The sequence below is a fragment of the Pseudomonas atacamensis genome (assembly GCF_017167965.1).
GTDB lineage: Bacteria > Pseudomonadota > Gammaproteobacteria > Pseudomonadales > Pseudomonadaceae > Aquipseudomonas > Aquipseudomonas atacamensis.
Genome location: NZ_CP070503.1, coordinates 2596668 through 2617536, shown reverse-complemented (window position 1 = coordinate 2617536; position 20869 = coordinate 2596668). Strand labels below are relative to the sequence as shown.

The 20869-nt window shown below is 61.8% G+C and carries 20 protein-coding genes and 1 riboswitch; of the genes, 16 read left to right on the top strand and 4 right to left on the bottom strand.

Translation table 11 applies throughout. The features are described from left to right. Positions 1–15: 15 nt before the first annotated feature. From JWU58_RS12045 to JWU58_RS12020, 6 genes are all read left to right on the top strand, one after another. A complete protein-coding gene (locus tag JWU58_RS12045) occupies positions 16–849 on the top strand; it encodes an alpha/beta fold hydrolase (RefSeq protein WP_071172700.1) in 834 nt (277 codons plus the stop codon). Then, positions 846–2327 (top strand): aldehyde dehydrogenase, encoded by a 1482-nt coding sequence (locus JWU58_RS12040; protein ID WP_024013188.1) that lies wholly within the window; start codon positions 846–848, stop codon positions 2325–2327. The genes JWU58_RS12045 and JWU58_RS12040 overlap by 4 nt, the downstream gene beginning before the upstream one ends. A 12-nt stretch (positions 2328–2339) precedes the next feature. After that, the gene (locus tag JWU58_RS12035; RefSeq protein WP_076562509.1) at positions 2340–2825 is read left to right on the top strand and encodes a flavin reductase family protein; all 486 of its coding nucleotides are present in this window, start codon (positions 2340–2342) and stop codon (positions 2823–2825) included. 128 nt (positions 2826–2953) lie between these two features. Then, positions 2954–3343, top strand: coding sequence for a carboxymuconolactone decarboxylase family protein (locus JWU58_RS12030; RefSeq protein ID WP_007968634.1), 390 nt, complete (start codon positions 2954–2956; stop codon positions 3341–3343). Positions 3344–3400: 57 nt separating this feature from the next. Next, entirely contained in the window at positions 3401–4165 is a 765-nt protein-coding gene (locus JWU58_RS12025) for a GntR family transcriptional regulator (protein ID WP_016775014.1), read from the top strand. Position 4166: 1 nt separating this feature from the next. Then, complete coding sequence (locus JWU58_RS12020; protein WP_024013191.1) at positions 4167–4730, top strand: NUDIX hydrolase; 564 nt, start codon at positions 4167–4169, stop codon at positions 4728–4730. Positions 4731–4868: 138 nt separating this feature from the next. Here JWU58_RS12020 and JWU58_RS12015 read toward each other — a convergent pair whose 3' ends face one another. Continuing rightward, positions 4869–5165 carry a DUF1330 domain-containing protein gene (locus JWU58_RS12015; RefSeq protein WP_122751614.1) on the bottom strand — a complete coding sequence of 99 codons (297 nt, stop codon included), beginning with the start codon at positions 5163–5165 and terminating at the stop codon, positions 4869–4871. Positions 5166–5233: 68 nt separating this feature from the next. On the opposite strand from JWU58_RS12015, the gene ribBA reads away from it, so the two are divergent. The 5 genes from ribBA (at position 5234) to JWU58_RS11990 (ending at position 10619) form a co-directional block, all read left to right on the top strand. Then, the gene (gene ribBA, locus JWU58_RS12010; protein WP_016775017.1) at positions 5234–6343 is read left to right on the top strand and encodes a bifunctional 3,4-dihydroxy-2-butanone-4-phosphate synthase/GTP cyclohydrolase II; all 1110 of its coding nucleotides are present in this window, start codon (positions 5234–5236) and stop codon (positions 6341–6343) included. Positions 6344–6700: 357 nt separating this feature from the next. Beyond that, on the top strand, positions 6701–7726 hold the full coding sequence (locus tag JWU58_RS12005) for an ABC transporter substrate-binding protein (RefSeq protein WP_039763888.1): 1026 nt from the start codon (positions 6701–6703) through the stop codon (positions 7724–7726). Next, positions 7723–8631, top strand: coding sequence for an ABC transporter permease (locus JWU58_RS12000; protein WP_024013193.1), 909 nt, complete (start codon positions 7723–7725; stop codon positions 8629–8631). Before JWU58_RS12005 ends, JWU58_RS12000 begins: the two co-directional genes overlap by 4 nt. Positions 8632–8637: 6 nt before the next feature. Further along, complete coding sequence (locus JWU58_RS11995; protein ID WP_007918021.1) at positions 8638–9447, top strand: ABC transporter permease; 810 nt, start codon at positions 8638–8640, stop codon at positions 9445–9447. A gap of 17 nt (positions 9448–9464) precedes the next feature. After that, entirely contained in the window at positions 9465–10619 is a 1155-nt protein-coding gene (locus JWU58_RS11990; protein WP_206422028.1) for an ABC transporter ATP-binding protein, read from the top strand. Positions 10620–10732: 113 nt separating this feature from the next. Here the strand turns inward: JWU58_RS11990 and map are convergent, their stop codons facing one another. Beyond that, positions 10733–11524, bottom strand: a complete 792-nt coding sequence (gene map / locus JWU58_RS11985) for a type I methionyl aminopeptidase (RefSeq protein WP_206422027.1) — start codon at positions 11522–11524, stop codon at positions 10733–10735. Then, positions 11521–11748 (bottom strand): ParD-like family protein, encoded by a 228-nt coding sequence (locus JWU58_RS11980; protein WP_123442271.1) that lies wholly within the window; start codon positions 11746–11748, stop codon positions 11521–11523. Before JWU58_RS11980 ends, map begins: the two co-directional genes overlap by 4 nt. 120 nt (positions 11749–11868) lie before the next feature. Continuing rightward, positions 11869–12062: riboswitch (cobalamin riboswitch) on the top strand. Positions 12063–12201: 139 nt separating this feature from the next. On the opposite strand from JWU58_RS11980, the gene JWU58_RS11975 reads away from it, so the two are divergent. Genes JWU58_RS11975 through JWU58_RS11965 form a run of 3 tightly spaced genes read left to right on the top strand, consistent with a single transcriptional unit; the run spans position 12202 to position 14989 of the window. After that, on the top strand, positions 12202–13215 hold the full coding sequence (locus tag JWU58_RS11975; RefSeq protein WP_206422026.1) for an ABC transporter substrate-binding protein: 1014 nt from the start codon (positions 12202–12204) through the stop codon (positions 13213–13215). Further along, positions 13212–14228 (top strand): FecCD family ABC transporter permease, encoded by a 1017-nt coding sequence (locus tag JWU58_RS11970; protein WP_241196158.1) that lies wholly within the window; start codon positions 13212–13214, stop codon positions 14226–14228. The genes JWU58_RS11975 and JWU58_RS11970 overlap by 4 nt, the downstream gene beginning before the upstream one ends. Beyond that, positions 14225–14989 (top strand): ABC transporter ATP-binding protein, encoded by a 765-nt coding sequence (locus tag JWU58_RS11965; RefSeq protein WP_206422025.1) that lies wholly within the window; start codon positions 14225–14227, stop codon positions 14987–14989. Before JWU58_RS11970 ends, JWU58_RS11965 begins: the two co-directional genes overlap by 4 nt. A 342-nt stretch (positions 14990–15331) precedes the next feature. On the opposite strand, the gene metE is transcribed toward JWU58_RS11965, so the two are convergent. After that, positions 15332–17620 carry a 5-methyltetrahydropteroyltriglutamate--homocysteine S-methyltransferase gene (gene metE / locus JWU58_RS11960; protein ID WP_206422024.1) on the bottom strand — a complete coding sequence of 763 codons (2289 nt, stop codon included), beginning with the start codon at positions 17618–17620 and terminating at the stop codon, positions 15332–15334. A gap of 365 nt (positions 17621–17985) precedes the next feature. On the opposite strand from metE, the gene JWU58_RS11955 reads away from it, so the two are divergent. Both JWU58_RS11955 and JWU58_RS11950 read left to right on the top strand, forming a co-directional pair. Next, positions 17986–19362 (top strand): pyridoxal-phosphate dependent enzyme, encoded by a 1377-nt coding sequence (locus JWU58_RS11955; protein ID WP_122698092.1) that lies wholly within the window; start codon positions 17986–17988, stop codon positions 19360–19362. Next, positions 19359–20531, top strand: a complete 1173-nt coding sequence (locus JWU58_RS11950) for a cystathionine gamma-synthase (protein ID WP_206422023.1) — start codon at positions 19359–19361, stop codon at positions 20529–20531. The genes JWU58_RS11955 and JWU58_RS11950 overlap by 4 nt, the downstream gene beginning before the upstream one ends. The last annotated feature ends 338 nt before the right edge of the window (positions 20532–20869 follow it).

The window sequence follows — 20869 nt, the reverse complement described above, 5'->3', positions numbered from 1 at the left end:
TTGCAGGAGCGCTCCATGATTCGGCTCACCGCTGAACTCACCCCGGCTGGCACCAGTTACCTGGCGACCGGCCAAGGCCAGCCCGTGGTATTGATCCACGGCGTGGGCCTGAACAAAGAAATGTGGGGCGGGCAGATTGTCGGCCTCGCCAGCCAGTACCAGGTGATCGCCTACGACATGCTCGGCCACGGCGCCAGCCCGCGCCCGGCCAGCGGCACCGACCTGCTCGGTTACGCCGATCAGTTGCTCGAGCTGCTCGATCACCTCAATCTGCCCCAGGCAGCGGTGATCGGTTTCTCCATGGGCGGTCTGGTCGCGAGGGCCTTCGCCCTGCACTACCCGGAGCGCCTGCAAAGCCTGGTGGTGTTGAACAGCGTGTTCAACCGCAGCGAAGAACAGCGTGCCGGTGTCATCGCGCGCACTGCGCAGGCTGCCGAACACGGCCCGGACGCCAATGCCGAAGCGGCGTTGTCGCGCTGGTTCAGCCGTGAATATCAGGCGGCCAACCCGGCGCAGATCGCCGCGTTGCGCCAGACTCTGGCCAACAACGATCCGCAGGGCTATCTGACCACCTACGAATTGTTCGCCACCCAGGACATGTACCGCGCCGACGACCTGAGCAGCATTCAGGCGCCGACGCTGATCGCTACCGGCGAACTCGACCCCGGCTCGACGCCGGAAATGGCCGAGCAACTGGCCCGGCGCATCCCCGGCGCGAAGGTTGCCGTGCTGCCCGAGCAACGGCATATGATGCCGGTAGAGTCGCCGCGTCTGGTCAACCAGATGCTGCTGGAATTTCTCCAATTCGCACACGCCCGACAAAACCATATAAAGGGGATCGTTGCATGACACTCGCACGCTTCCAGATGTGCATCGGCGGAGACTGGGTCGACGCCCTCTCCGGCAAGACCTTCGAAAGCCTCAACCCGGCCTCCGCGCAAGCCTGGGCGGAACTGCCCGACGCCGATGAAGCGGACGTCGAACGCGCCGTGCAAGCAGCGCAAAATGCCTTCGACAGCCCGGCGTGGCGCGGCCTGACCGCCACTGCGCGGGGCAAACTGCTGCGCCGCCTCGGTGATCTGATCGCAGAAAACAAGGAACACCTCGCGCAGCTGGAAAGCCGCGACAACGGCAAGCTGATCCGCGAAACCCGTGGCCAGGTCAGCTATCTGCCGGAGTTCTTCCACTATACCGCAGGCCTCGCTGACAAGCTTGAAGGCGGCACCCTGCCGTTGGACAAGCCTGACCTGTTTGCCTACACCGTGCATGAAGCCATGGGTGTGGTCGCCGCGATCATTCCATGGAACAGCCCGCTGTACCTGACCGCGATCAAACTGGCCCCGGCCCTGGCCGCCGGCAACACGATTGTGATCAAGCCGTCCGAGCACGCCTCGGCGACCATTCTCGAGCTGGCGCGTCTGGCCCTCGAAGCCGGGATTCCGCCGGGCGTGGTCAACGTCGTTACCGGCTACGGCCCGAGCACCGGCGCCGCCCTCACCCGTCATCCGCTGATCCGCAAGATCGCCTTCACCGGCGGCGCGGCCACGGCACGGCATGTGGTGCGCAGCAGCGCCGAGAACTTCGCCAAGCTGTCGCTGGAGCTGGGCGGCAAGTCGCCGAATATCATCTTCGCCGACGCCGACCTGGACAGCGCGATCAACGGTGCGATTGCCGGGATCTACGCGGCGTCCGGGCAGAGTTGCGTGTCTGGTTCGCGCTTGCTGGTGCAGGACGAAATCTACGACGAATTCGTCAATCGTCTGGTCGAGCGCGCCCAGCGCATCCGCATCGGCAACCCACAGGAAGACAACAGTGAAATGGGGCCGATGGCCACCGCGCAGCAACTGGCGGTGGTCGAAGGTCTGGTCGCCGATGCGATCGCCGAAGGCGCGCGTTTGCGCACCGGTGGCAAGCGTCCGGCGGATCTTGGCGAAGGCTGGTTCTACGAGCCGACGCTGTTCGAATGCGACCGCAATTCGATGAAGATCATGCAGGAAGAAGTCTTCGGCCCGGTGGCTTCGGTGATTCGTTTCAAAGACGAAGCCGAAGCGCTGGCGATCGCCAACGACTCGCAGTTCGGCCTCGCTGCCGGCATCTGGACCCGTGACCTCGGCCGCGCCCATCGTCTGGCGCGCGATGTGCGCTCGGGGATCATCTGGGTCAACACTTACCGCGCAGTGTCGGCGATGGCGCCGATCGGCGGCTTCAAGAACAGTGGCTATGGACGCGAAAGCGGCATCGACTCGGTGCTGGCCTACACCGAACTGAAAACGGTGTGGATCAACCTCTCCCAGGCGCCAATGCCTGATCCGTTTGTGATGCGCTAGGAGTCCTGCGAAATGATCGAACCCGGCATTTACAAAGACGTCATGAGCTCGTTTCCGTCCGGCGTCACGGTGGTCACCACCCTCGACCCGGACGGCGGCATCGTCGGTATCACCGCCAGCGCGTTCAGCGCGCTGTCGATCGACCCGGCGTTGGTGCTGTTCTGCCCCAACTATGCGTCCGACACCTACCCGGTGCTGCGCGACAGCAAGAAATTCGCCATCCATTTGCTCTCCGCCGAGCAAACCGCCGAAGCCTACGCGTTCGCCGGCAAGGGCAAGGAAAAGGCCAAGGGCATCGAGTGGCACCTGAGCGATCTGGGCAACCCGATTCTGGCCAAGGCCACGGCGATCATCGAGTGTGAGTTGTGGCGTGAATACGACGGCGGCGATCACGCGATCATTGTCGGCGCAGTGAAGAACCTGATCCTGCCCGAGCAACCGGTGACGCCGATGATTTATCACAAGGGCAAGCTCGGTGCGTTGCCGCCCCTTGTTTGAGAACAATACAAAACCCTGTGGGAGCTGGCTTGCCAGCGATGGCGACGGAACATTCAACATCAATGCTGACTGAACTACCGCTATCGCTGGCAAGCCAGCTCCCACAGGATTGAGGTGAGGCGAAAGAAATGAGTAACGAGAAGTATGAAAAAGGTCTGAAAATCCGCACCCAGGTATTGGGCGAAGCCTATGTTCAGCGCTCGATCGAGAACGCCGACGACTTCACCCGTCCGCTGCAGGAAATGGTCACTGAATACTGCTGGGGCCATGTCTGGGGGCGTGAGGGTCTGTCGCTCAAGGAGCGCAGCATGATCAACCTGGCAATGATCTCGGCGCTCAACCGCCCGCATGAACTCAAGCTGCATGTGCGTGGCGCCTTGCGTAACGGCCTGAGTCGTGAGCAAATACGCGAAATTCTGCTTCAGGTCGGCATTTATTGCGGCGTTCCGGCGGCCGTGGACAGTTTCCGGCTGGCTCGTGAAGCCTTTGCCGAAGCCGACGCCGAGGCCTCCAGTTAACCCTCGGCTGTTTTGATGCCCGTCTGGCATGGACAGCCAAGCTCAAGAGCGGACCCCATGAAACGCCAGCCACTCGACGACAGCTTCAAGGTCAATCGCAACCCCGTTACCCTGCGCGAAATCGTGCTGGACAAACTGCGTAGCGCGATCATGAATTTCCAGCTCATGCCAGGTGATCGTCTGGTCGAACGCGACCTGTGCGATCGCCTCGGTGTCAGCCGCACTTCGGTGCGCGAAGCCTTGCGTCACCTCGAATCCGAAGGTCTCGTCGAATTCGCCGATGCCAAAGGCCCGCGCGTAGCCATCATCACCCTCGACGACGCCGTCGATATCTACGAACTGCGTTGCGTGCTCGAAGGCTTGATCGTGCAGTTGTTCACCCTGCGTGCCAAAGCCAAGGACATCAAGGCCCTGGAAAAAGCCCTCGACGACAACCGCAAGGCGCTCAAGGACGGCGAGCTGCAACAGGTCATCGACTCGGTGCAGGGCTTCTACGACGTGCTGCTCGAAGGCTCGGGCAACCATGTCGCCGCCACCCAGCTGCGCCAGTTGCAGGCGCGCATCAGTTACTTGCGGGCCACTTCGGTGTCGCAGGAAAACCGACGCGGCGCGAGTAATCACGAGATGGAAAAAATGGTCGAGGCGATCAAGAGCGGCGATCCGCTGGCGGCGCATCAGGCGTGCGTAGATCACGTCCGCGCTGCGGCTGCCGTGGCCCTCGATTACCTCAAGCGCAAGCAGGAAGAAACCGGCGTCGCCGTCAAAGGCACCCCGGCGATCACCCTGCCGATCGCGCTGAAAGAACCCCGTATAGGTCAATGACATGTTCAGCCCGAGCTTTTGCCCGAAATGCGGTGGCCCTGACCTCGGTCAGCAGACGCCGCCGGGTGATACGCACGAGCGCCTGATGTGCCGCGGCTGCGGCTACATCCACTACGTCAATCCGAAGATCATTGCCGGCTGCATCATCGAGCAGGACGGCAAATACCTCTTGTGCCAACGGGCGATCCCACCACGCCCCGGCACCTGGACGCTGCCGGCCGGTTTCATGGAAAGCGGTGAGACCACCGAGCAGGCGGCGCTGCGCGAAGTCTGGGAAGAAAGCGGCGTGCGCGCGGAAATCGTCTCGCCGTATTCGATCTTCAGCGTGCCGAAAATCAGCGAGGTGTACATCATATTCCGCGCCATCGCCCTGGAGATCACCGGGCAGTACGGGCCGGAGACCATGGATTACAAGTTCTTCGCCCCGGAAGAGATTCCGTGGGAGCAGATCTACTACCCGGCGATCCGGCAGATTCTCGAGCGCTATATCGAAGAGCGCCAGGCTGGGGTTTACGGGATTTACATGGGCAATGATGACAGCGGCAAGATCCATTTCATGCGCTAAAAATCACCTGTCCCCTGATCGTTCCCACGCTCCGCGTGGGAATGCCTCTTCGGACGCTCCGCGTTCGGCTTTGAAAGGGACGCAGAGCGTCCCGGGCTGCATTCCCACGCGGAGCGTGGGAACGATCATCAGTGTGGCTTAAATTGGGTTGATGCCTTCAACGATGATGATCTCCGCTCTCGCCCAATCTTCGCGATAACTTTTCGCCTCCTGATACGCCGCCGAGCGGTAGCACGCCACGGCTGTTTCGTAGCTCTCGAACTCAATGATCACTGTGCGCTGCGGCGTCTGCCGTCCTTCCATCGCTTCGCTGCGCCCGCCTCTGGCGAGAAACTTGCCACCGAATGCGGCAATCGCCTGCGGGGTGCGCTGGGTGTATTGGCTGTAGTGCTCGGCATCGGCTATATCCACATGTGCAATCCAGTACGCCTTCATAGTGACCTCTTTGTTGATTTTGTATTATGGTATACCAATATATTTCCAACGAACCCTGAGAGTCCAGCATGGCCTTCAACAGCATCGAAGAAATCATCGAAGATTATCGCCTCGGCAAAATGGTCCTGCTGGTCGATGACGAAGACCGCGAGAACGAAGGCGACCTGCTGCTGGCCGCTGATCGTTGCACACCGGAGGCTATCAGCTTCATGGCCCGCGAGGCACGCGGGCTGATCTGCCTGACCCTGACCGACGAACATTGCCAGCGTCTGGGCCTGGAGCAAATGGTACCCGCCAACGGCAGCGTGTTCAGCACTGCATTTACCGTGTCGATCGAAGCGGCGGTTGGCGTGACTACCGGCATTTCTGCCGCCGACCGGGCCTGCACCGTTGCCGCCGCGGTCGCGCCGAATGCCCGCGCCGAAGACCTGGTGCAGCCCGGCCACATCTTCCCGTTGCGCGCCAAGGAAGGTGGCGTGCTGACTCGCGCCGGGCACACCGAGGCCGGTTGCGATCTGGCGCGTCTGGCCGGTTTCACCCCGGCCTCGGTGATCGTCGAAGTGATGAACGACGACGGCACCATGGCCCGCCGCCCGGATCTGGAGCAGTTCGCGCGCAAGCACGGGATCAAGATCGGCACCATTGCCGACCTGATCCACTACCGCCTGAGCACCGAGCACACTATCGAACGCATCGGCGAACGTGAGCTGCCGACGGTGCATGGCACGTTCCGTTTGATCACCTTCGAAGATCGCATCGAAGGCGGCGTGCACATGGCGATGGTCATGGGCGACTTGCGTCGTGAAGAGCCGACACTGGTGCGCGTGCACGTGATCGATCCGCTGCGCGACCTGGTCGGCGCCGAGTACAGCGGACCGACGAACTGGACGCTGTGGGCGGCGCTGCAACGGGTCGCGGCGGAAGGTCATGGGGTTGTGGTGGTGCTGGCCAATCATGAATCGTCGCAGGCGTTGCTCGAGCGCGTGCCGCAGCTGACCCAGCCGCCTCGGCAGTTCAGCCGTTCACAATCGCGGATTTATTCCGAGGTCGGGACGGGGGCGCAGATTCTGCAGAACCTTGGGGTTGGCAAGCTGCGCCACCTCGGTCCGCCGCTGAAGTATGCGGGGTTGACCGGGTATGACCTTGAGGTGGTTGAGAGCATTCCGTTCACCGAATGACCCTGTTATCGATACTCCCCTGTGGCGAGGGGATTTATCCCCGTCGGGCTGCGAAGCGGCCCCGATTCCTGCCAACGCGATCCGCCAGAAATATCGCATGTCCCGCTTTCAGGGCTGCTCCGCAGCCCAACGGGGATAAATCCCCTCGCCACAGTTTCATTCGCTACACATTTGGATGAAGACCGGAAAGACAGATCCGCCAGATAACCGGTAAGGCAAAGTGCTTGCACAAAGTTTGGAATACCATAATATGATATTCCATAGACCGGACGAACCGAAAAACCGTCCAGCTACTGCTCCCGACAGGCGGGCAACAACGCAAGGCCCGCTCAAAAACACAACAATGAGGGCGTGAACATGGTGTTGAACAAAGCTGCAACCGCGATCTTTTTCGCGGGACTGCTCAGCGTTACCGGCCAGGCTGCAATGGCTGCCGAAAGCGTGAATTTTGTCAGCTGGGGCGGTAGCACCCAGGATGCGCAGAAACAGGCCTGGGCCGATCCGTTCAGCAAGGCCAGCGGCATCACCGTCGTTCAAGACGGGCCGACCGACTACGGCAAACTCAAGGCCATGGTCGAAAGCGGCAACGTGCAGTGGGACGTGGTCGATGTCGAAGCCGATTTTGCCCTGCGCGCCGCTGCCGAAGGCCTGCTCGAACCCCTCGACTTCAAAGTGATCCAGCGCGACAAGATCGATCCGCGCTTCGTCAACGATCACGGTGTCGGTTCGTTCTTCTTCTCCTTTGTCCTCGGCTACAACGAAGGCAAGCTCGGCGCCAACAAGCCGCAGGACTGGAGCGCGCTGTTCGACACCAAGACCTACCCGGGCAAACGCGCCCTGTACAAATGGCCAAGCCCCGGCGTGCTCGAACTCGCGCTGCTGGCCGACGGCGTTGCGGCTGACAAGCTCTACCCGCTGGATCTGGATCGCGCCTTCAAGAAACTCGACACCATCAAGAAAGACATCGTCTGGTGGGGCGGCGGCGCGCAGTCGCAGCAACTGCTGGCGTCCGGCGAAGCGAGCATGGGCCAGTTCTGGAATGGCCGTGTGCACGCCTTGCAGGAAGACGGCGCACCGGTCGGCGTGAGCTGGAAGCAGAACCTGGTCATGGCCGACATTCTGGTCATTCCCAAAGGCTCGAAAAACAAGGACGCGGCGATGAAGTTCCTCGCCAATGCCAGCAGCGCCAAAGGCCAGGCCGACTTCTCCAACCTGACCGCCTACGCTCCGGTTAACCTCGACAGTGTGGAGCGTCTGGATTCGACGCTGGCCCCCAACCTGCCGACGGCTTACGCCAAGGATCAGATCACCCTTGATTTCGCTTACTGGGCCAAGAACGGTCCGGCTATCGCGACACGGTGGAACGAATGGCTGGTCAAATGAAAATCGCGGCCACTGCGCCCCGTCCTTCCACTGCCACCGGGAGCGCCGCCGGCGCTGCCGGTTCGGCTTTCAAGCAACGCTGGCGCGGCGCCGGCAACCTCGTCCCGGCGCTGCTGTTCCTCGGCCTGTTCTTTCTGGCGCCGTTGATTGGCCTGCTGCTGCGCGGTGTGCTGGAACCTGTACCTGGCCTTGGCAACTACGAACAGTTGTTCGCCAACTCGGCTTATGCGCGAGTGCTGCTCAACACCTTTTCGGTGGCCGGGCTGGTGACGCTGTTCAGCCTGCTGCTGGGCTTTCCGCTGGCTTGGGCGATCACCCTGGTGCCGCGCGGCTGGGGGCGCTGGATCCTCAACATCGTGCTGCTGTCGATGTGGACCAGCCTGCTTGCCCGCACCTATTCGTGGCTGGTGTTGCTGCAAGCCTCGGGCGTGATCAACAAGGCGCTGATGGCGCTGGGCATCATCGATCAACCGCTGGAGATGGTGCACAACCTCACGGGCGTGGTGATCGGCATGAGCTACATCATGATCCCGTTCATCGTGCTGCCGTTGCAGGCGACCATGCAGGCCATCGACCCGATGATCCTGCAGGCCGGCTCGATCTGCGGTGCCAGTCCGTGGACCAACTTCTTCCGGGTGTTCCTGCCGCTGTGCCGGCCGGGTCTGGCGTCCGGCGGTTTGATGGTGTTCGTGATGTCGCTCGGTTACTACGTCACCCCCGCTTTGCTGGGCGGGGCGCAGAACATGATGCTGCCGGAGTTCATCATTCAGCAGGTGCAATCGTTCCTCAACTGGGGCCTGGCCAGTGCCGGCGCCGCGTTGTTGATCGCAATCACCCTGGTGCTGTTCTACTTCTACCTGAAGCTTCAACCGGAATCCCCGGTTGGCGCCAGTAACGCGAGGTAAGCCGACATGCTCCTGACCCCCAATGCCATGAGCCGGCGCATGCGTTTCGGCCTCTACGCTACGACTGGGCTGATCGGTCTGTTCCTGCTGTTGCCGATCGTGTTCATCGTCCTGCTGTCGTTCGGCTCCTCGCAGTGGCTGGTGTTCCCGCCACCGGGCTGGACGCTGAAATGGTACGGCCAGTTCTTCTCCAATCCCGACTGGATGAACGCCGCTGCCGCCAGCCTCAAGGTCGCCGTGCTGACTACGATCTGCGCCGTGGCCCTCGGTCTGCCGACCGCGTTTGCGCTGGTGCGCGGGCGCTTTCCCGGCCGCGAGATGCTCTACGGCCTGTTCACCCTGCCGATGATCGTGCCGCTGGTGATCATCGCCGTGGCGGTGTACGCGCTGTTTCTCAAGCTCGGCTATACCGGGACCATGTTCGCCTTCGTCGTCAGCCATGTGATCGTCGCGCTGCCATTTACCATCATCTCGATCATCAACTCGCTGAAGCTGTTCGATCAGTCGATTGAAGACGCGGCGGTAATCTGCGGTGCCTCGCGCTTGCAAGCGGTGTTCAAGGTGACGTTTCCGGCGATCCGCCCGGGCATGGTCGCCGGCGCCCTCTTCGCCTTCCTCGTCTCGTGGGACGAAGTGGTGCTCAGCGTGATGATGGCAAGCCCGACTCTGCAAACCCTTCCCGTGAAAATGTGGACCACCCTGCGCCAGGACCTGACCCCGGTGATCGCCGTCGCTTCGACGCTGCTGATCGGCCTGTCGGTATTGGTCATGGTGATCGCCGCCGCCCTGCGCCGGCGCAACGAAATCAGCGCCTGAGCGCCCAGGAGTACGACATGAGTGCCGTGATCAAAGACGCATCCCAGCAGAACGACAAACCCCTGGTCAGCCTGCGCAACCTGAACAAGCACTACGGCGATTTTGCTGCCGTCGATAACATCTCGCTGGACATCAAGGACGGCGAATTCCTCACCTTCCTCGGCTCCAGCGGCTCGGGCAAAAGCACCACGCTGTCGATGCTCGCCGGGTTCGAAACACCGAGCAGCGGCGAGATCCTCGTCAACGGCCAGTCGCTGGTCAACGTGCCGCCGCACAAGCGTGACATCGGCATGGTCTTCCAGCGCTATTCGCTGTTCCCGCATCTGTCGGTGCGCGACAACATCGCCTTCCCTCTGGCCATTCGCAAACTGGCGACGGCCGAGCGCGAAAAACGCGTCGATGCGATGTTGAAGCTGGTGCAGCTCGAACAGTTCGCCCATCGCCGCCCTTCGCAACTGTCCGGCGGTCAGCAACAACGTGTCGCCATCGCCCGGGCGCTGGTTTACGAGCCACGCATCCTGCTGATGGACGAACCGCTGGGCGCGCTGGACAAGAAGCTGCGCGAGGACTTGCAGGATGAACTGCGCCAGCTGCACCGGCGCCTGGGTATCACCATCGTTTACGTGACCCACGACCAGGAAGAAGCCATGCGGCTGTCGCAACGCATCGCGATTTTCAGCCACGGCAAGATTGTCGGCTTGGGCAGCGGGTATGACCTTTATCAGAATCCGCCGAATGCGTTTGTCGCGTCGTTTCTGGGCAATTCGAACTTCCTCAAGCTCAAGGCACAAGGCAATGCGGCAGCGAGTTTCGAGGGTCAGTCGTTGTCGATTCGGCTGACGTCCGGGTTGCACACTGATCAGGATGTGCTGCTGATGGTGCGTCCGGAAAAGGCCTTGGCGCTGAGCACGCAGCAGGCGCTGGATGAGCCGCTGGCGGCAGGCTGGAATGAGGTATCGGCGAATGTTGTGGAGGTGCTGTTTCTCGGTGAGAGCCAGACGTGCAGCGTGGTCACTGCGGGCGGGACGTCGATGACGGTGAAAGCCCTGTCGGCAGCGGGCATGCCACTCAAGGCCGGCGATCCGGTACGAGTGCGCTGGGCGACGGCGGATGCTTGTGTTTACACCGAATGGACCGAGAGCGATTTGAACAAGGCAGCAGGTGCTCACTGAGGACACCTGTTGGAGCTGCCGCAGGCTGCGATTTTTTGATCTTGCTGTTAAAAACAAGATTAACAGATCGCAGCCTCGTTTCACTCGACAGCTCCTACAGGGTTTCACGGTGCTCAGAGGATCGGGACAAAACCCTCAATCTCATCCGGCCAAGCCGTCAGCACTTCAAACCCGCTCTCCGTCACCGCGACCATATGCTCCCACTGCGCCGACAACGAGCCATCCTTGGTCAGCACCGTCCAGCCATCCGGCATGTTCTTCACATGGCGTTTGCCGGCATTGAGCATCGGTTCCACGGTGAAAATCATCCCGGCCTTGAGCTTCAGCCCTTGATTGGGAAAGCCGTAATGCAGGATTTGCGGTTCGTCGTGATAGACCTTGCCGATGCCATGGCCGCAGTACTCGCGTACCACGCTGAAGCCCTCCGCCTCCGCCAGGCTCTGGATCGCGTAACCGATATCGCCCAGCGTTGCACCCGGTTTCACTGCGCGAATGCCCGCGCACATCGCGTCGTAAGTGGTCTTGATCAGGTGCTGCGCCTCGGGGCTCGCCTCACCCACGACATACATGCGGCTGGTATCACCGAACCAGCCATCCTTGATCACGGCGATGTCGAGGTTGACGATGTCGCCGTCTTTCAATGGCGTACCCGATGGAATCCCGTGGCACACCACGTCATTGACCGACGCGCAGACGGTTTTCGGAAAGCCGTGATAACCGACGTTGGCCGGCACGGCTTTCTGCACATTGACGATGTAATCGTTGCACAACCGGTCCAGCTCATCGGTGGTCACCCCGGCCTTCACATGCGGCACCAGCATTGCCAGCACTTCAGCGGCGAGTTTGCCGGCGGCGCGGGATTTTTCGATGTCGGCCGGCGTGTTGATCTTGATCTGGTTTCTCATGCGCTGACGGCTTCCTGAGTCAGTTGTTGCAGATCCAGTCCGCCGTTCTGTTCGGCGCGGATCAGCAGGCGGCAAATGGCGCTGTGGTCGAGCTTGGGATGCAGCTCGGCGAGCATGCCGATGCGCATCCAGTGCTCGGCCTGCGCGTTGATCGAGCGGCTGAGGGCGTTGCTGGAGATGCGCAGGTTCTCGTGCATGTCCTCTGAAATTTTTACGATGCCCATATATGAATCCGATACGATGTGTATATGGAACGTATATTAATCAGTGCATACGGCCGATTGCAATGCCAACGGCAAAATCGACGCTGTGGCAGATTCGCCTCCCCCTCCACCGCGCAAATCGACTACCATGCCGCCGCCGGTTTCCACACGGAATTAATAGGGAATCCGAAATGCTTGCACAGCATCAATCGGAACTGCCCCCGCAACTGTAGGTGCCGAGCCTGCTCCTCGACTGCCACTGGGTGAATCCCGGGAAGGCCGGAGCGTGGCGATGACGCATCAGTCAGGAGACCTGCCGGCACAGTGACTGACTAACCGGCGGGGTGTCCGGGAAGGACATCGTGCCGTGCTTGTTTTCACTATGCCGGCCTTGCGCAGTTTCCACGACCGCGCACGAGGTGTGTTTCCAACCGTACCCGCCCGCTCCCGTACGGTTCCCCTGGAGACTGCCCCATGCTGCTGCCCCGCGTTGCCACCCTGCTCACCGCTCTGAGCCTTTGCGCCCTGGCGCAAGCGGCGCCGACTGCGTATCCGCTGACCGTGGAAAACTGTGGCAGCAGCCTGACCTTTCAGCACGCGCCTGCGCGCACGGTGACCATCGGCCAGGCCGGCACCGAAATGCTCTACGCCTTGGGTCTGGGCGACAAGGTCGTCGGCACCTCGCTGTGGTTCAATGACGTGCTGGGCACATACAAAGTACAGAACGACAGGATCGAGCGCCTCGCCGACAACGAGCCGAGTTTCGAAGCGGTGATCGCCAAACGCCCGGAGCTGGTTGCCGTCGAGCTGGAATGGATGGTCGGCCCGCAAGGCGCGGTCGGCACCCGCGAGCAGTTTCATGAACTGAAGATTCCTACCTATCTGCTGCCCTCCGATTGCGAAGCCAAGGACAACCTCGTCGGTTCGGACGGCACGCGGCTGGCGCCGTTTCGCATCGACAGCATCTACAAAAGCGTGAGCCAACTGGCGGCGATTTTCGATGTGCAGGCGCGTGGCGAGCAACTCAATGAGCAGCTCAAAGCCAGCCTCGCGCAGTCGATCGCCACGGCGAAAAAGCAGCAGCGCAAAGACGTCAGCGCCCTGGTGTGGTTCTCCAGCGCCGAGATGGACATCGAGCCGTTCGTGGCCGGGCACAAAGGCGTTCCCGATTTCATGCTCAGCACCCTCGGCGTGCGCAACGTCGTCGAGTCGGATGAAGAATGGCCGACCGTCGGCTGGGAAACCATCGCCAAGGCCAACCCGACATTTCTGGTGATCGCGCGCATGGATCGTCGACGTTTCCCGGCGGACGACTATCAGAAGAAACTCGCCTTCCTGCGCAGTGATCCGGTGACGCGCAACATGGACGCGGTCAAGCACAACCGCATCATCATCCTCGACGCCATGGCCATGCAGGCCAGCCTGCGCACCTTCGACGGCCTCGCACAACTGGCCAGCGCGATCAACGGCTACGACCTGTCGCCATGAGCAGACGCCTGATCCGTTTGCTGCTGGTGCTGTTGACGCTGTCGGTCGCGCTGATCGGCGGCGTGGCCATTGGTGAGACTTCAATCGAGCCGAGCGTGGTGTTGCAGGTGCTGGGCAACAAGCTGTGGGGCGCCGGTTATGTGCTCGACCCGATCGACGAAGGCATTGTCTGGAACTATCGCCTGACCCGCGCGCTGGTCGCGGCGGCCTGCGGCGCCGGCCTGGCGACGTCCGGGGTGATTCTGCAATCGCTGCTGCGCAATCCGTTGGCCGATCCGTATCTGCTGGGGATTTCCGCGGGTGCCTCGACTGGAGCGGTAATGGTCGCCCTGCTTGGCGTCGGCGCCGGGGCGATTTCATTGTCGGTCGGTGCGTTTGCCGGCGCGGTGACCGCGTTCGTGCTGGTGATCCTGTTGGCGCGGGTCAGCGGCTCGGCCAGCGGCACCGGGCAGATCATTCTGGCCGGGATTGCCGGCTCGCAGCTGTTCAACGCCCTCACCGCGTTTCTGATCACCCGCTCGGCCAGCTCGGAACAGGCGCGCGGGATCATGTTCTGGTTGTTGGGCAATCTCGGCGGCGTGCGCTGGCCGTCGGTGTGGCTGGCGGTGCCGGTGGCGGTGTTGGGGTTGGTTGTTTGTCTGTGGCATCGCCGGGCGCTGGATGCGTTCACCTTTGGCGCGGATTCGGCGGCATCCCTCGGCATTCCAGTGCGCCGTGTGCAGATTCTGTTGATTGGCTGCGCCGCGCTGGTGACGGCGGTGATGGTGTCGATCGTCGGCTCGATCGGTTTTGTCGGCCTGGTGATTCCCCATGCCGCGCGGTTGTTGCTCGGCACCGGCCATGCGCGTCTTCTGCCCGCCAGTGCGCTGGGCGGCGCGGTGTTTCTGATCGCCGCCGATGTGCTGTCGCGCACCCTGATCAAGGGTCAGGTGATCCCGGTCGGCGTGATCACCGCACTGGTCGGCGCGCCGGTGTTCGCGCTGATTCTGGTGGGCCGGAGATCGGCGCGATGAACACGGTTCTGAGTTGTGCGGGTGTGGGCTTCAAAGTGCGCGGTGCCGAGTTGCTCAATGGTGTCAGCCTCGACGTTCAGCGCGACGAGACTCTCGGCATTGTCGGGCCGAACGGTTCGGGGAAATCCACTTTGCTGAAGCTGCTCGCCGGCTTGCGTGAACCGAGCGCGGGCCATGTGCAGCTCGGAGGTCAGGCGCTGGGCAAAATGTCGCGGCGCAGCATCGCGCAGACACTCGCGGTGGTTGAGCAACAGGCCGATACCGACGATGGCATTCGCGTGTTCGACGCGGTGGCGCTGGGGCGCACGCCGTGGTTGTCGGCGCTGCAACCGTGGTCGCCGGCCGATGAAGCCATCGTCGAGCAAGCGCTGGTCGACGTCGACGCCGTGCACCTGCGCAACCGCCTCTGGCGCAGCCTCTCCGGCGGTGAACGCCAACGCGTGCACATCGCCCGCGCACTGGCGCAGCGCCCGCAGATCCTGCTGCTCGACGAGCCGGCGAATCACCTCGACATCCAGCATCAGTTGAGCATTCTGCAAGTGGTGCGCGCACTGCCGGTGACTACGTTGATCGCCTTGCACGATCTCAATCAGGCGCTCAAATGTGATCGCCTGGCGGTGTTGGAGCGCGGGCGTCTGGTGGCATTGGGCGAGCCGCTGCACGTGCTGACGCCGGAGCGATTACAGACGACTTTCGGCGTCAGGGCGCACTATCTGACGGACCCGTTCGATGGTGCGCCGATATTGCGCTTCCTTGCCTGATGCATGTGTAGCTGACACACCACTTTCGCGAGCAGGCTCGCTCCCACAAGGAGTTTGTGTGTTGCCGTGAATGACAGGGGGAACGCGAATTCTGTGGGAGCGAGCCTGCTCGCGAAGGCGTCAGGTCATCCAACATGATGTCGACTGACACACCGCTTTCGCGAGCAGGCTCGCTCCCACAAAGGATTTGTGTGTTGCCGTGAATGACGGGGAGAACGCGAATTCTGTGGGAGCGAGCCTGCTCGCGAAGGCGTCAGGTCATCCAACATGGTGTCGACTGACACACCGCTTTCGCGAGCAGGCTCGCTCCCACAGGGTTCTGTATTCCAGGGCGGTAATGGGTCAGGCCCACTCTTTGCGCAGTTGCCGCGCGGCGCTGACCATGTGCACCAGCGCCGCTTCGGTCTCTGGCCAGCCTCGGGTTTTCAGCCCGCAATCCGGATTGACCCACAGCCGCTCAACCGGAATACGCTGCGCCGCCTTGCGCAGCAAGCCGACTATTTCCGACACATCTGGAATCCGTGGCGAGTGAATATCGTACACGCCGGGGCCGATGTCGTTCGGGTAGGCGAACGCTTCAAACGCTTCGAGCAGTTCCATGTCCGACCGTGAGGTTTCGATGGTGATGACATCGGCGTCCATCGCCGCGATCGACTCGATCACATCGTTGAATTCGCTGTAGCACATGTGCGTGTGGATCTGGGTTTCGTCGCGCACGCCGGAGGCGCACAGGCGGAACGCTTCGCTTGCCCATTCCAGATACGCCGGCCACTGCGCCCGGCGTAACGGCAAGCCCTCACGGAACGCTGCTTCGTCGATCTGCACGATTTTGATTCCTGCCGCTTCCAGATCATTCACTTCGTCACGAATGGCCAGCGCCAGCTGTCGAGCCTGCACCTCGCGGCTGACGTCTTCGCGGGCGAAGGACCACATCAGCATGGTCACCGGGCCGGTCAGCATGCCTTTCATGACCTTGTCGGTGAGGACCTGGGCGTAGCAGATCCACTCGACCGTCATCGCTTGCGGGCGGCTCAGGTCACCGAAGATCACCGCTGGCTTGACGCAGCGCGAACCGTAGCTCTGCACCCAGCCAAAGCGGGTGAAGGCATAGCCGTCGAGCTGTTCGGCGAAGTATTCGACCATGTCGTTGCGCTCTGCCTCACCGTGCACCAGCACATCCAGGCCGAGGCGTTCTTGAATTTCTACAGCGTGGCGAATCTCCGTGTGCATCGCATCGGTGTAATCGGCCGCGCTGAGCTTGCCTTGCTTGTAGGCCTGACGCGCCAGACGGATCGCCGCCGTTTGCGGAAACGAGCCAATGGTGGTGGTCGGAAACAGCGGCAAATCGAGTTTGCCGCGCTGCTTGGCAATACGCTGAGCAAACGGCGATTGGCGTTGCGCATCCTTGGCAGTGATCGCCGCGACCCGCGTTTGCACCTCAGGTTTGTGAATGCGCGGCGAGGCGGCGCGGCTGGTTTGTACCGAACGGTTTTGCGCGAGGGCACGCAGTACCTTCGGCGCTTCCGGCTCGCTGACCGCTTGGGCGAGCACGGCGACCTCTTCGCACTTCTGCACGGCAAACGCCAGCCAGCTCTTGAGTTCCGCATCGAGCTGGTCTTCGCGGCCCAGATCAACCGGACTGTGCAGCAACGAGCAGGACGGCGCCACCCACAAGCGATCACCCAGACGCTCATGGGCATGACGCAGCGTCGCCAGCGCGTTTTGCAGATCGCAGCGCCAGACGTTCCGACCGTTGACCACACCCAGCGACAGCACTTTATAGGCCGGCAGACGATCCAGAATGGTCGGGTACTGATCCGGCGCGCGCACCAGATCGATGTGCAGGCCATCGACCGGCAAGTTCGCCGCCAGACCGAGGTTTTCTTCCAGGCCCCCGAAGTACGTGGCGAGCAGTTTTTTCAGCGGATCGCGCTGGATCTGGTTGTAGGCGCGCTCGAAAGCGTTCTTCCAGTCCTGCGGCAGATCGAGCACAAGAATCGGCTCATCGATCTGCACCCACTCCACACCCAATGCCGCCAGCCGCGCGAAGATCTGGCCGTATAGCGGCAGCAGGCGATCAAGCAAATCGAGCTTGTCGAAATCGGCGCCTTTGGTTTTGCCCAGCCACAGATAGGTCAGCGGGCCAATGATCACCGGTTTGACGTTGTGCCCCAGCACACGGGCCTCTTCGGTTTCCTCAAACAACTGCTCCCAACCCAGGTGGAAGTGCTGGTCGACACTGAATTCCGGTACGAGGTAGTGATAGTTGGTGTCGAACCACTTGGTCATTTCCTGAGCGTGGCCTTCGCCGCAGCAAGTATTGCTGACGCCTCGGGCCATGCTGAACAGGGTGTGCAGCGTGGCTTTGCCGTCATGCGGGCGGAAGCGCTCGGGGATCACGCCGAACATCAGCGAGTGGCTCAGCACCTGGTCGTACCAGGCGAAATCGCCAACCGGCAGCAAGTCGATGCCGGCGTTTTTCTGCAAGTCCCAATGGACCTGGCGCAGCTCACGCCCGACGTCACGCAGGCCCGCCTCGTGCAGTTCTCCTTTCCAGAACGCCTCTTGCGCTTTCTTCAGTTCGCGGTCGCGACCGATGCGCGGAAATCCAAGGGAATGGGCCAGTGCCATGACAAACAACTCCAGATGCTTATTCGATGGCGGGTATTGTCGGGAACCGGACTTGATGAAACAAACTCAATAAATTCCAGATCATCACAAGTTCTACTCATGCACAGACGCCCCTTTAGGAGCTGCCGAAGGCTGCGATCTCAGGACCGTAGGGACGCAGAGCGTCCAAGGCTGCATTCCCACGCGGAGCGTGGGAACGATCAGAACACCTCAGGGCAACATGCCAGTTTTCGTTCTATCGTTAGATCCAAATGGCTGGATTTTCCAAGGATTAGAGGTTGCGAGAGAGGATGTCTGCGCCTAAGTTGCACGCGAGTCTTTTCCCCGCGATTGGAACGCGATCAACACCATAAAGAGGTGAAGAAATGTCGAAGGAATCACGCCCTGCCGTGCTTGGGCTGATAGGCAATACTCCGCTGGTGCAGGTCACCCGCTTCGATACCGGACCGTGCACGCTGTTTCTCAAACTTGAATCGCAGAACCCCGGCGGCTCGATCAAGGACCGTATCGGTCTGGCGATGATCGACGCTGCCGAACGTGACGGTCGCCTGCAACCGGGCGGGACGATTGTCGAGGCCACTGCCGGCAATACCGGTCTGGGTCTGGCGCTGGTCGGTCGCGCCAAAGGCTATCGCGTAGTGCTGGTGGTACCGGACAAGATGTCCACCGAGAAGGTCCTGCACTTGAAGGCCATGGGCGCCGAAGTGCACATCACTCGTTCTGACGTCGGCAAGGGCCATCCCGAGTATTACCAGGACGTCGCCGCGCGTTTGGCCAAGGACATTCCCGGCGCGTTTTTCGCCGACCAATTCAACAATCCCGCCAACCCGCTGGCCCATGAATGCAGCACCGCACCGGAAATCTGGGCGCAGACCGAACATGATCTGGACGCCATTGTCGTCGGCGTCGGATCGGCCGGCACGCTGACCGGATTGAGTCGCTTCTTCAAGCGCGTGCAGCCGGATCTGGAAATGGTCCTCGCCGATCCCGTCGGCTCGGTGATGGCGCAATACAGCCGCGACGGCACCTTGCCGACGCCCGGTTCGTGGGCGGTCGAGGGTATCGGCGAAGACTTCATTCCGTCGATCACCGACCTGTCCAGCGTGCGTCACGCCTACTCGATCAGCGACGCGGAAAGCTTCGATCATGCCCGCCAGTTGCTCAAGGCCGAGGGCATTCTCGGCGGCTCATCGACCGGTACCCTGTTCGCTGCCGCGCTGCGTTATTGCCGCGAGCAGACCGAGCCGAAACGCGTGGTCAGTTTCGTCTGCGACACCGGCACGCGCTACCTGTCGAAGGTCTACAACGACCAGTGGATGACCGATCAGGGCCTGTTGCAGCGCAAGGGCTACGGCGATCTGCGCGATTTGATCGCACGGCGTTTCGAGGACGGCCGGGTGATCAGCGTCGGCCCGGACGACACCCTGCTCACGGCCTTCCAGCGCATGCGTCTGGCGGACGTTTCGCAACTGCCGGTGCTGGTCGAAGGCAAACAACTAGTGGGAGTGATCGACGAGTCCGACATCCTCCTCGGCGTCCACGAAGACGCCGCACGTTTCAGCCAGTCGGTGTCGAGTGTGATGACCGACAAACTGCAAACCCTCGCCCCGGCTGCGAGCCTGGCCGAGCTGGAATCGGTGCTCAGCCGTGGCCTCGTCGCGATCATCGCCGACGCTTCAGGCTTCCATGGCCTGATCACCCGCACCGACATGCTCAACCAATTACGGAGATCCCTTGCATGAGTCAGCACGACGATAAATCCCAAGGCTTCGCCACCCGGGTGATCCACGCCGGGCAAGAGCCGGACCCGACCACCGGCGCGCTGATGCCGCCGATCTATGCCAACTCCACCTACCTGCAAGACAGCCCCGGCGTGCACAAGGGGTTCGACTACGGCCGCTCGCACAACCCGACGCGCTTCGCCCTGGAGCGCTGCGTCGCCGACCTCGAAGGCGGCACCCGCGCGTTCGCCTTCGCCTCGGGGCTGGCGGCGATTTCCACGGTGCTGGAACTGCTCGACGCCGGCTCGCACATCGTTTCCGGCAATGACTTGTACGGCGGCACGTTCCGCCTGTTCGACAAGGTCCGCCAGCGCAGTGCCGGGCACCGTTTCAGCTTCGTCGACCTGACCGATCTGTCGGCGTTCGAAGCCTCGCTGCACGACGACACGCGCATGGTCATGGTCGAAACCCCGACCAACCCGCTGCTGAGCCTGTCGGATCTGGCCGCGATCGCGCGCATCTGCCGCGCGCGCGGGATCATCTGCGTGGCCGACAACACCTTCGCCAGCCCATACATTCAGCGCCCGCTGGAGTTGGGTTTCGACATCGTCCTGCACTCAACCACCAAATACCTCAACGGCCACTCCGACGTGATCGGCGGCATTGCCGTGGTCGGGCAGAACGCCGAGTTGGCGGAAAAACTCGGTTTCCTGCAAAACGCCGTCGGCGCGATTTCCGGGCCGTTCGATGCGTTCCTCACTCTGCGCGGGGTGAAGACTTTGGCGCTGCGCATGGAACGTCACTGCAGCAACGCCCTGGACCTGGCGCAGTGGCTGGAACAGCAGCCGCAGGTCAAGCGCGTCTACTATCCGGGCCTGACCTCGCACCCGCAGCATGAACTGGCCAAGCGGCAGATGCGTGGTTTTGGCGGGATGATTTCTGTTGATCTGAACAGCGACCTGGCCGGTGCGCGGCGCTTTCTCGAGAACGTGCAGATCTTTGCACTGGCGGAAAGTCTGGGTGGCGTGGAGAGCCTGATCGAACATCCGGCGATCATGACCCACGCGACCATTCCGCCGGAAACCCGCGCGAAGCTGGGGATTGGCGATGGGCTGGTGCGGTTGTCGGTGGGGGTCGAAGACATTGAAGACCTGCGCGCCGATCTGGCTCAGGCACTGGCAAAAATGTAAACAGCTCCGCACGAAGAAGCCCGCGCAATGCGGGCTTCGTCTTTTTTTGTCCGTCGATCTTTCCACCATGGCAGTTTCCGAGGCCGATCCTATACTCAATCGGCTCGATCAGGATTATCTCGACACCCGCACGCCGCTCGGTGTGCCCGTGCCTTTCGCCAACCAGGTAAAACCCAAGCCAATGAGTCGTGGCGTTTGTATGCATCGCGCGCGATTGATCGCTGTATGGCAGCCGGGTCGTGGAGAAAACCATGAAATACAAGTTGTTGTCAGGGGTGCTTCTTGCGGTAGCGGCCAGCGTTGTGGTGCCGAATGTCTTGGCGGCGCAACCGCAGGCG

Excerpts from the sequence above, each read along its gene's own strand:
- JWU58_RS12015 (WP_122751614.1), bottom strand. The coding sequence starts at position 5,165 with ATGAAGGCGTACTGGATTGCACATGTGGATATAGCCGATGCCGAGCAC.
- JWU58_RS11980 (WP_123442271.1), bottom strand. The coding sequence starts at position 11,748 with ATGGGCATCGTAAAAATTTCAGAGGACATGCACGAGAACCTGCGCATC.
- JWU58_RS11950 (WP_206422023.1), top strand. The coding sequence starts at position 19,359 with ATGAGTCAGCACGACGATAAATCCCAAGGCTTCGCCACCCGGGTGATC.
- JWU58_RS12000 (WP_024013193.1), top strand. The coding sequence starts at position 7,723 with ATGAAAATCGCGGCCACTGCGCCCCGTCCTTCCACTGCCACCGGGAGC.
- metE (WP_206422024.1), bottom strand. The coding sequence starts at position 17,620 with ATGGCACTGGCCCATTCCCTTGGATTTCCGCGCATCGGTCGCGACCGC.
- JWU58_RS11955 (WP_122698092.1), top strand. The coding sequence starts at position 17,986 with ATGTCGAAGGAATCACGCCCTGCCGTGCTTGGGCTGATAGGCAATACT.
- map (WP_206422027.1), bottom strand. The coding sequence starts at position 11,524 with ATGAGAAACCAGATCAAGATCAACACGCCGGCCGACATCGAAAAATCC.
- JWU58_RS12045 (WP_071172700.1), top strand. The coding sequence starts at position 16 with ATGATTCGGCTCACCGCTGAACTCACCCCGGCTGGCACCAGTTACCTG.
- JWU58_RS11965 (WP_206422025.1), top strand. The coding sequence starts at position 14,225 with ATGAACACGGTTCTGAGTTGTGCGGGTGTGGGCTTCAAAGTGCGCGGT.
- JWU58_RS12025 (WP_016775014.1), top strand. The coding sequence starts at position 3,401 with ATGAAACGCCAGCCACTCGACGACAGCTTCAAGGTCAATCGCAACCCC.
- JWU58_RS12040 (WP_024013188.1), top strand. The coding sequence starts at position 846 with ATGACACTCGCACGCTTCCAGATGTGCATCGGCGGAGACTGGGTCGAC.
- JWU58_RS11990 (WP_206422028.1), top strand. The coding sequence starts at position 9,465 with ATGAGTGCCGTGATCAAAGACGCATCCCAGCAGAACGACAAACCCCTG.
- JWU58_RS12020 (WP_024013191.1), top strand. The coding sequence starts at position 4,167 with ATGTTCAGCCCGAGCTTTTGCCCGAAATGCGGTGGCCCTGACCTCGGT.
- JWU58_RS11970 (WP_241196158.1), top strand. The coding sequence starts at position 13,212 with ATGAGCAGACGCCTGATCCGTTTGCTGCTGGTGCTGTTGACGCTGTCG.
- JWU58_RS12030 (WP_007968634.1), top strand. The coding sequence starts at position 2,954 with ATGAGTAACGAGAAGTATGAAAAAGGTCTGAAAATCCGCACCCAGGTA.
- JWU58_RS11995 (WP_007918021.1), top strand. The coding sequence starts at position 8,638 with ATGCTCCTGACCCCCAATGCCATGAGCCGGCGCATGCGTTTCGGCCTC.
- ribBA (WP_016775017.1), top strand. The coding sequence starts at position 5,234 with ATGGCCTTCAACAGCATCGAAGAAATCATCGAAGATTATCGCCTCGGC.
- JWU58_RS12005 (WP_039763888.1), top strand. The coding sequence starts at position 6,701 with ATGGTGTTGAACAAAGCTGCAACCGCGATCTTTTTCGCGGGACTGCTC.
- JWU58_RS11975 (WP_206422026.1), top strand. The coding sequence starts at position 12,202 with ATGCTGCTGCCCCGCGTTGCCACCCTGCTCACCGCTCTGAGCCTTTGC.
- JWU58_RS12035 (WP_076562509.1), top strand. The coding sequence starts at position 2,340 with ATGATCGAACCCGGCATTTACAAAGACGTCATGAGCTCGTTTCCGTCC.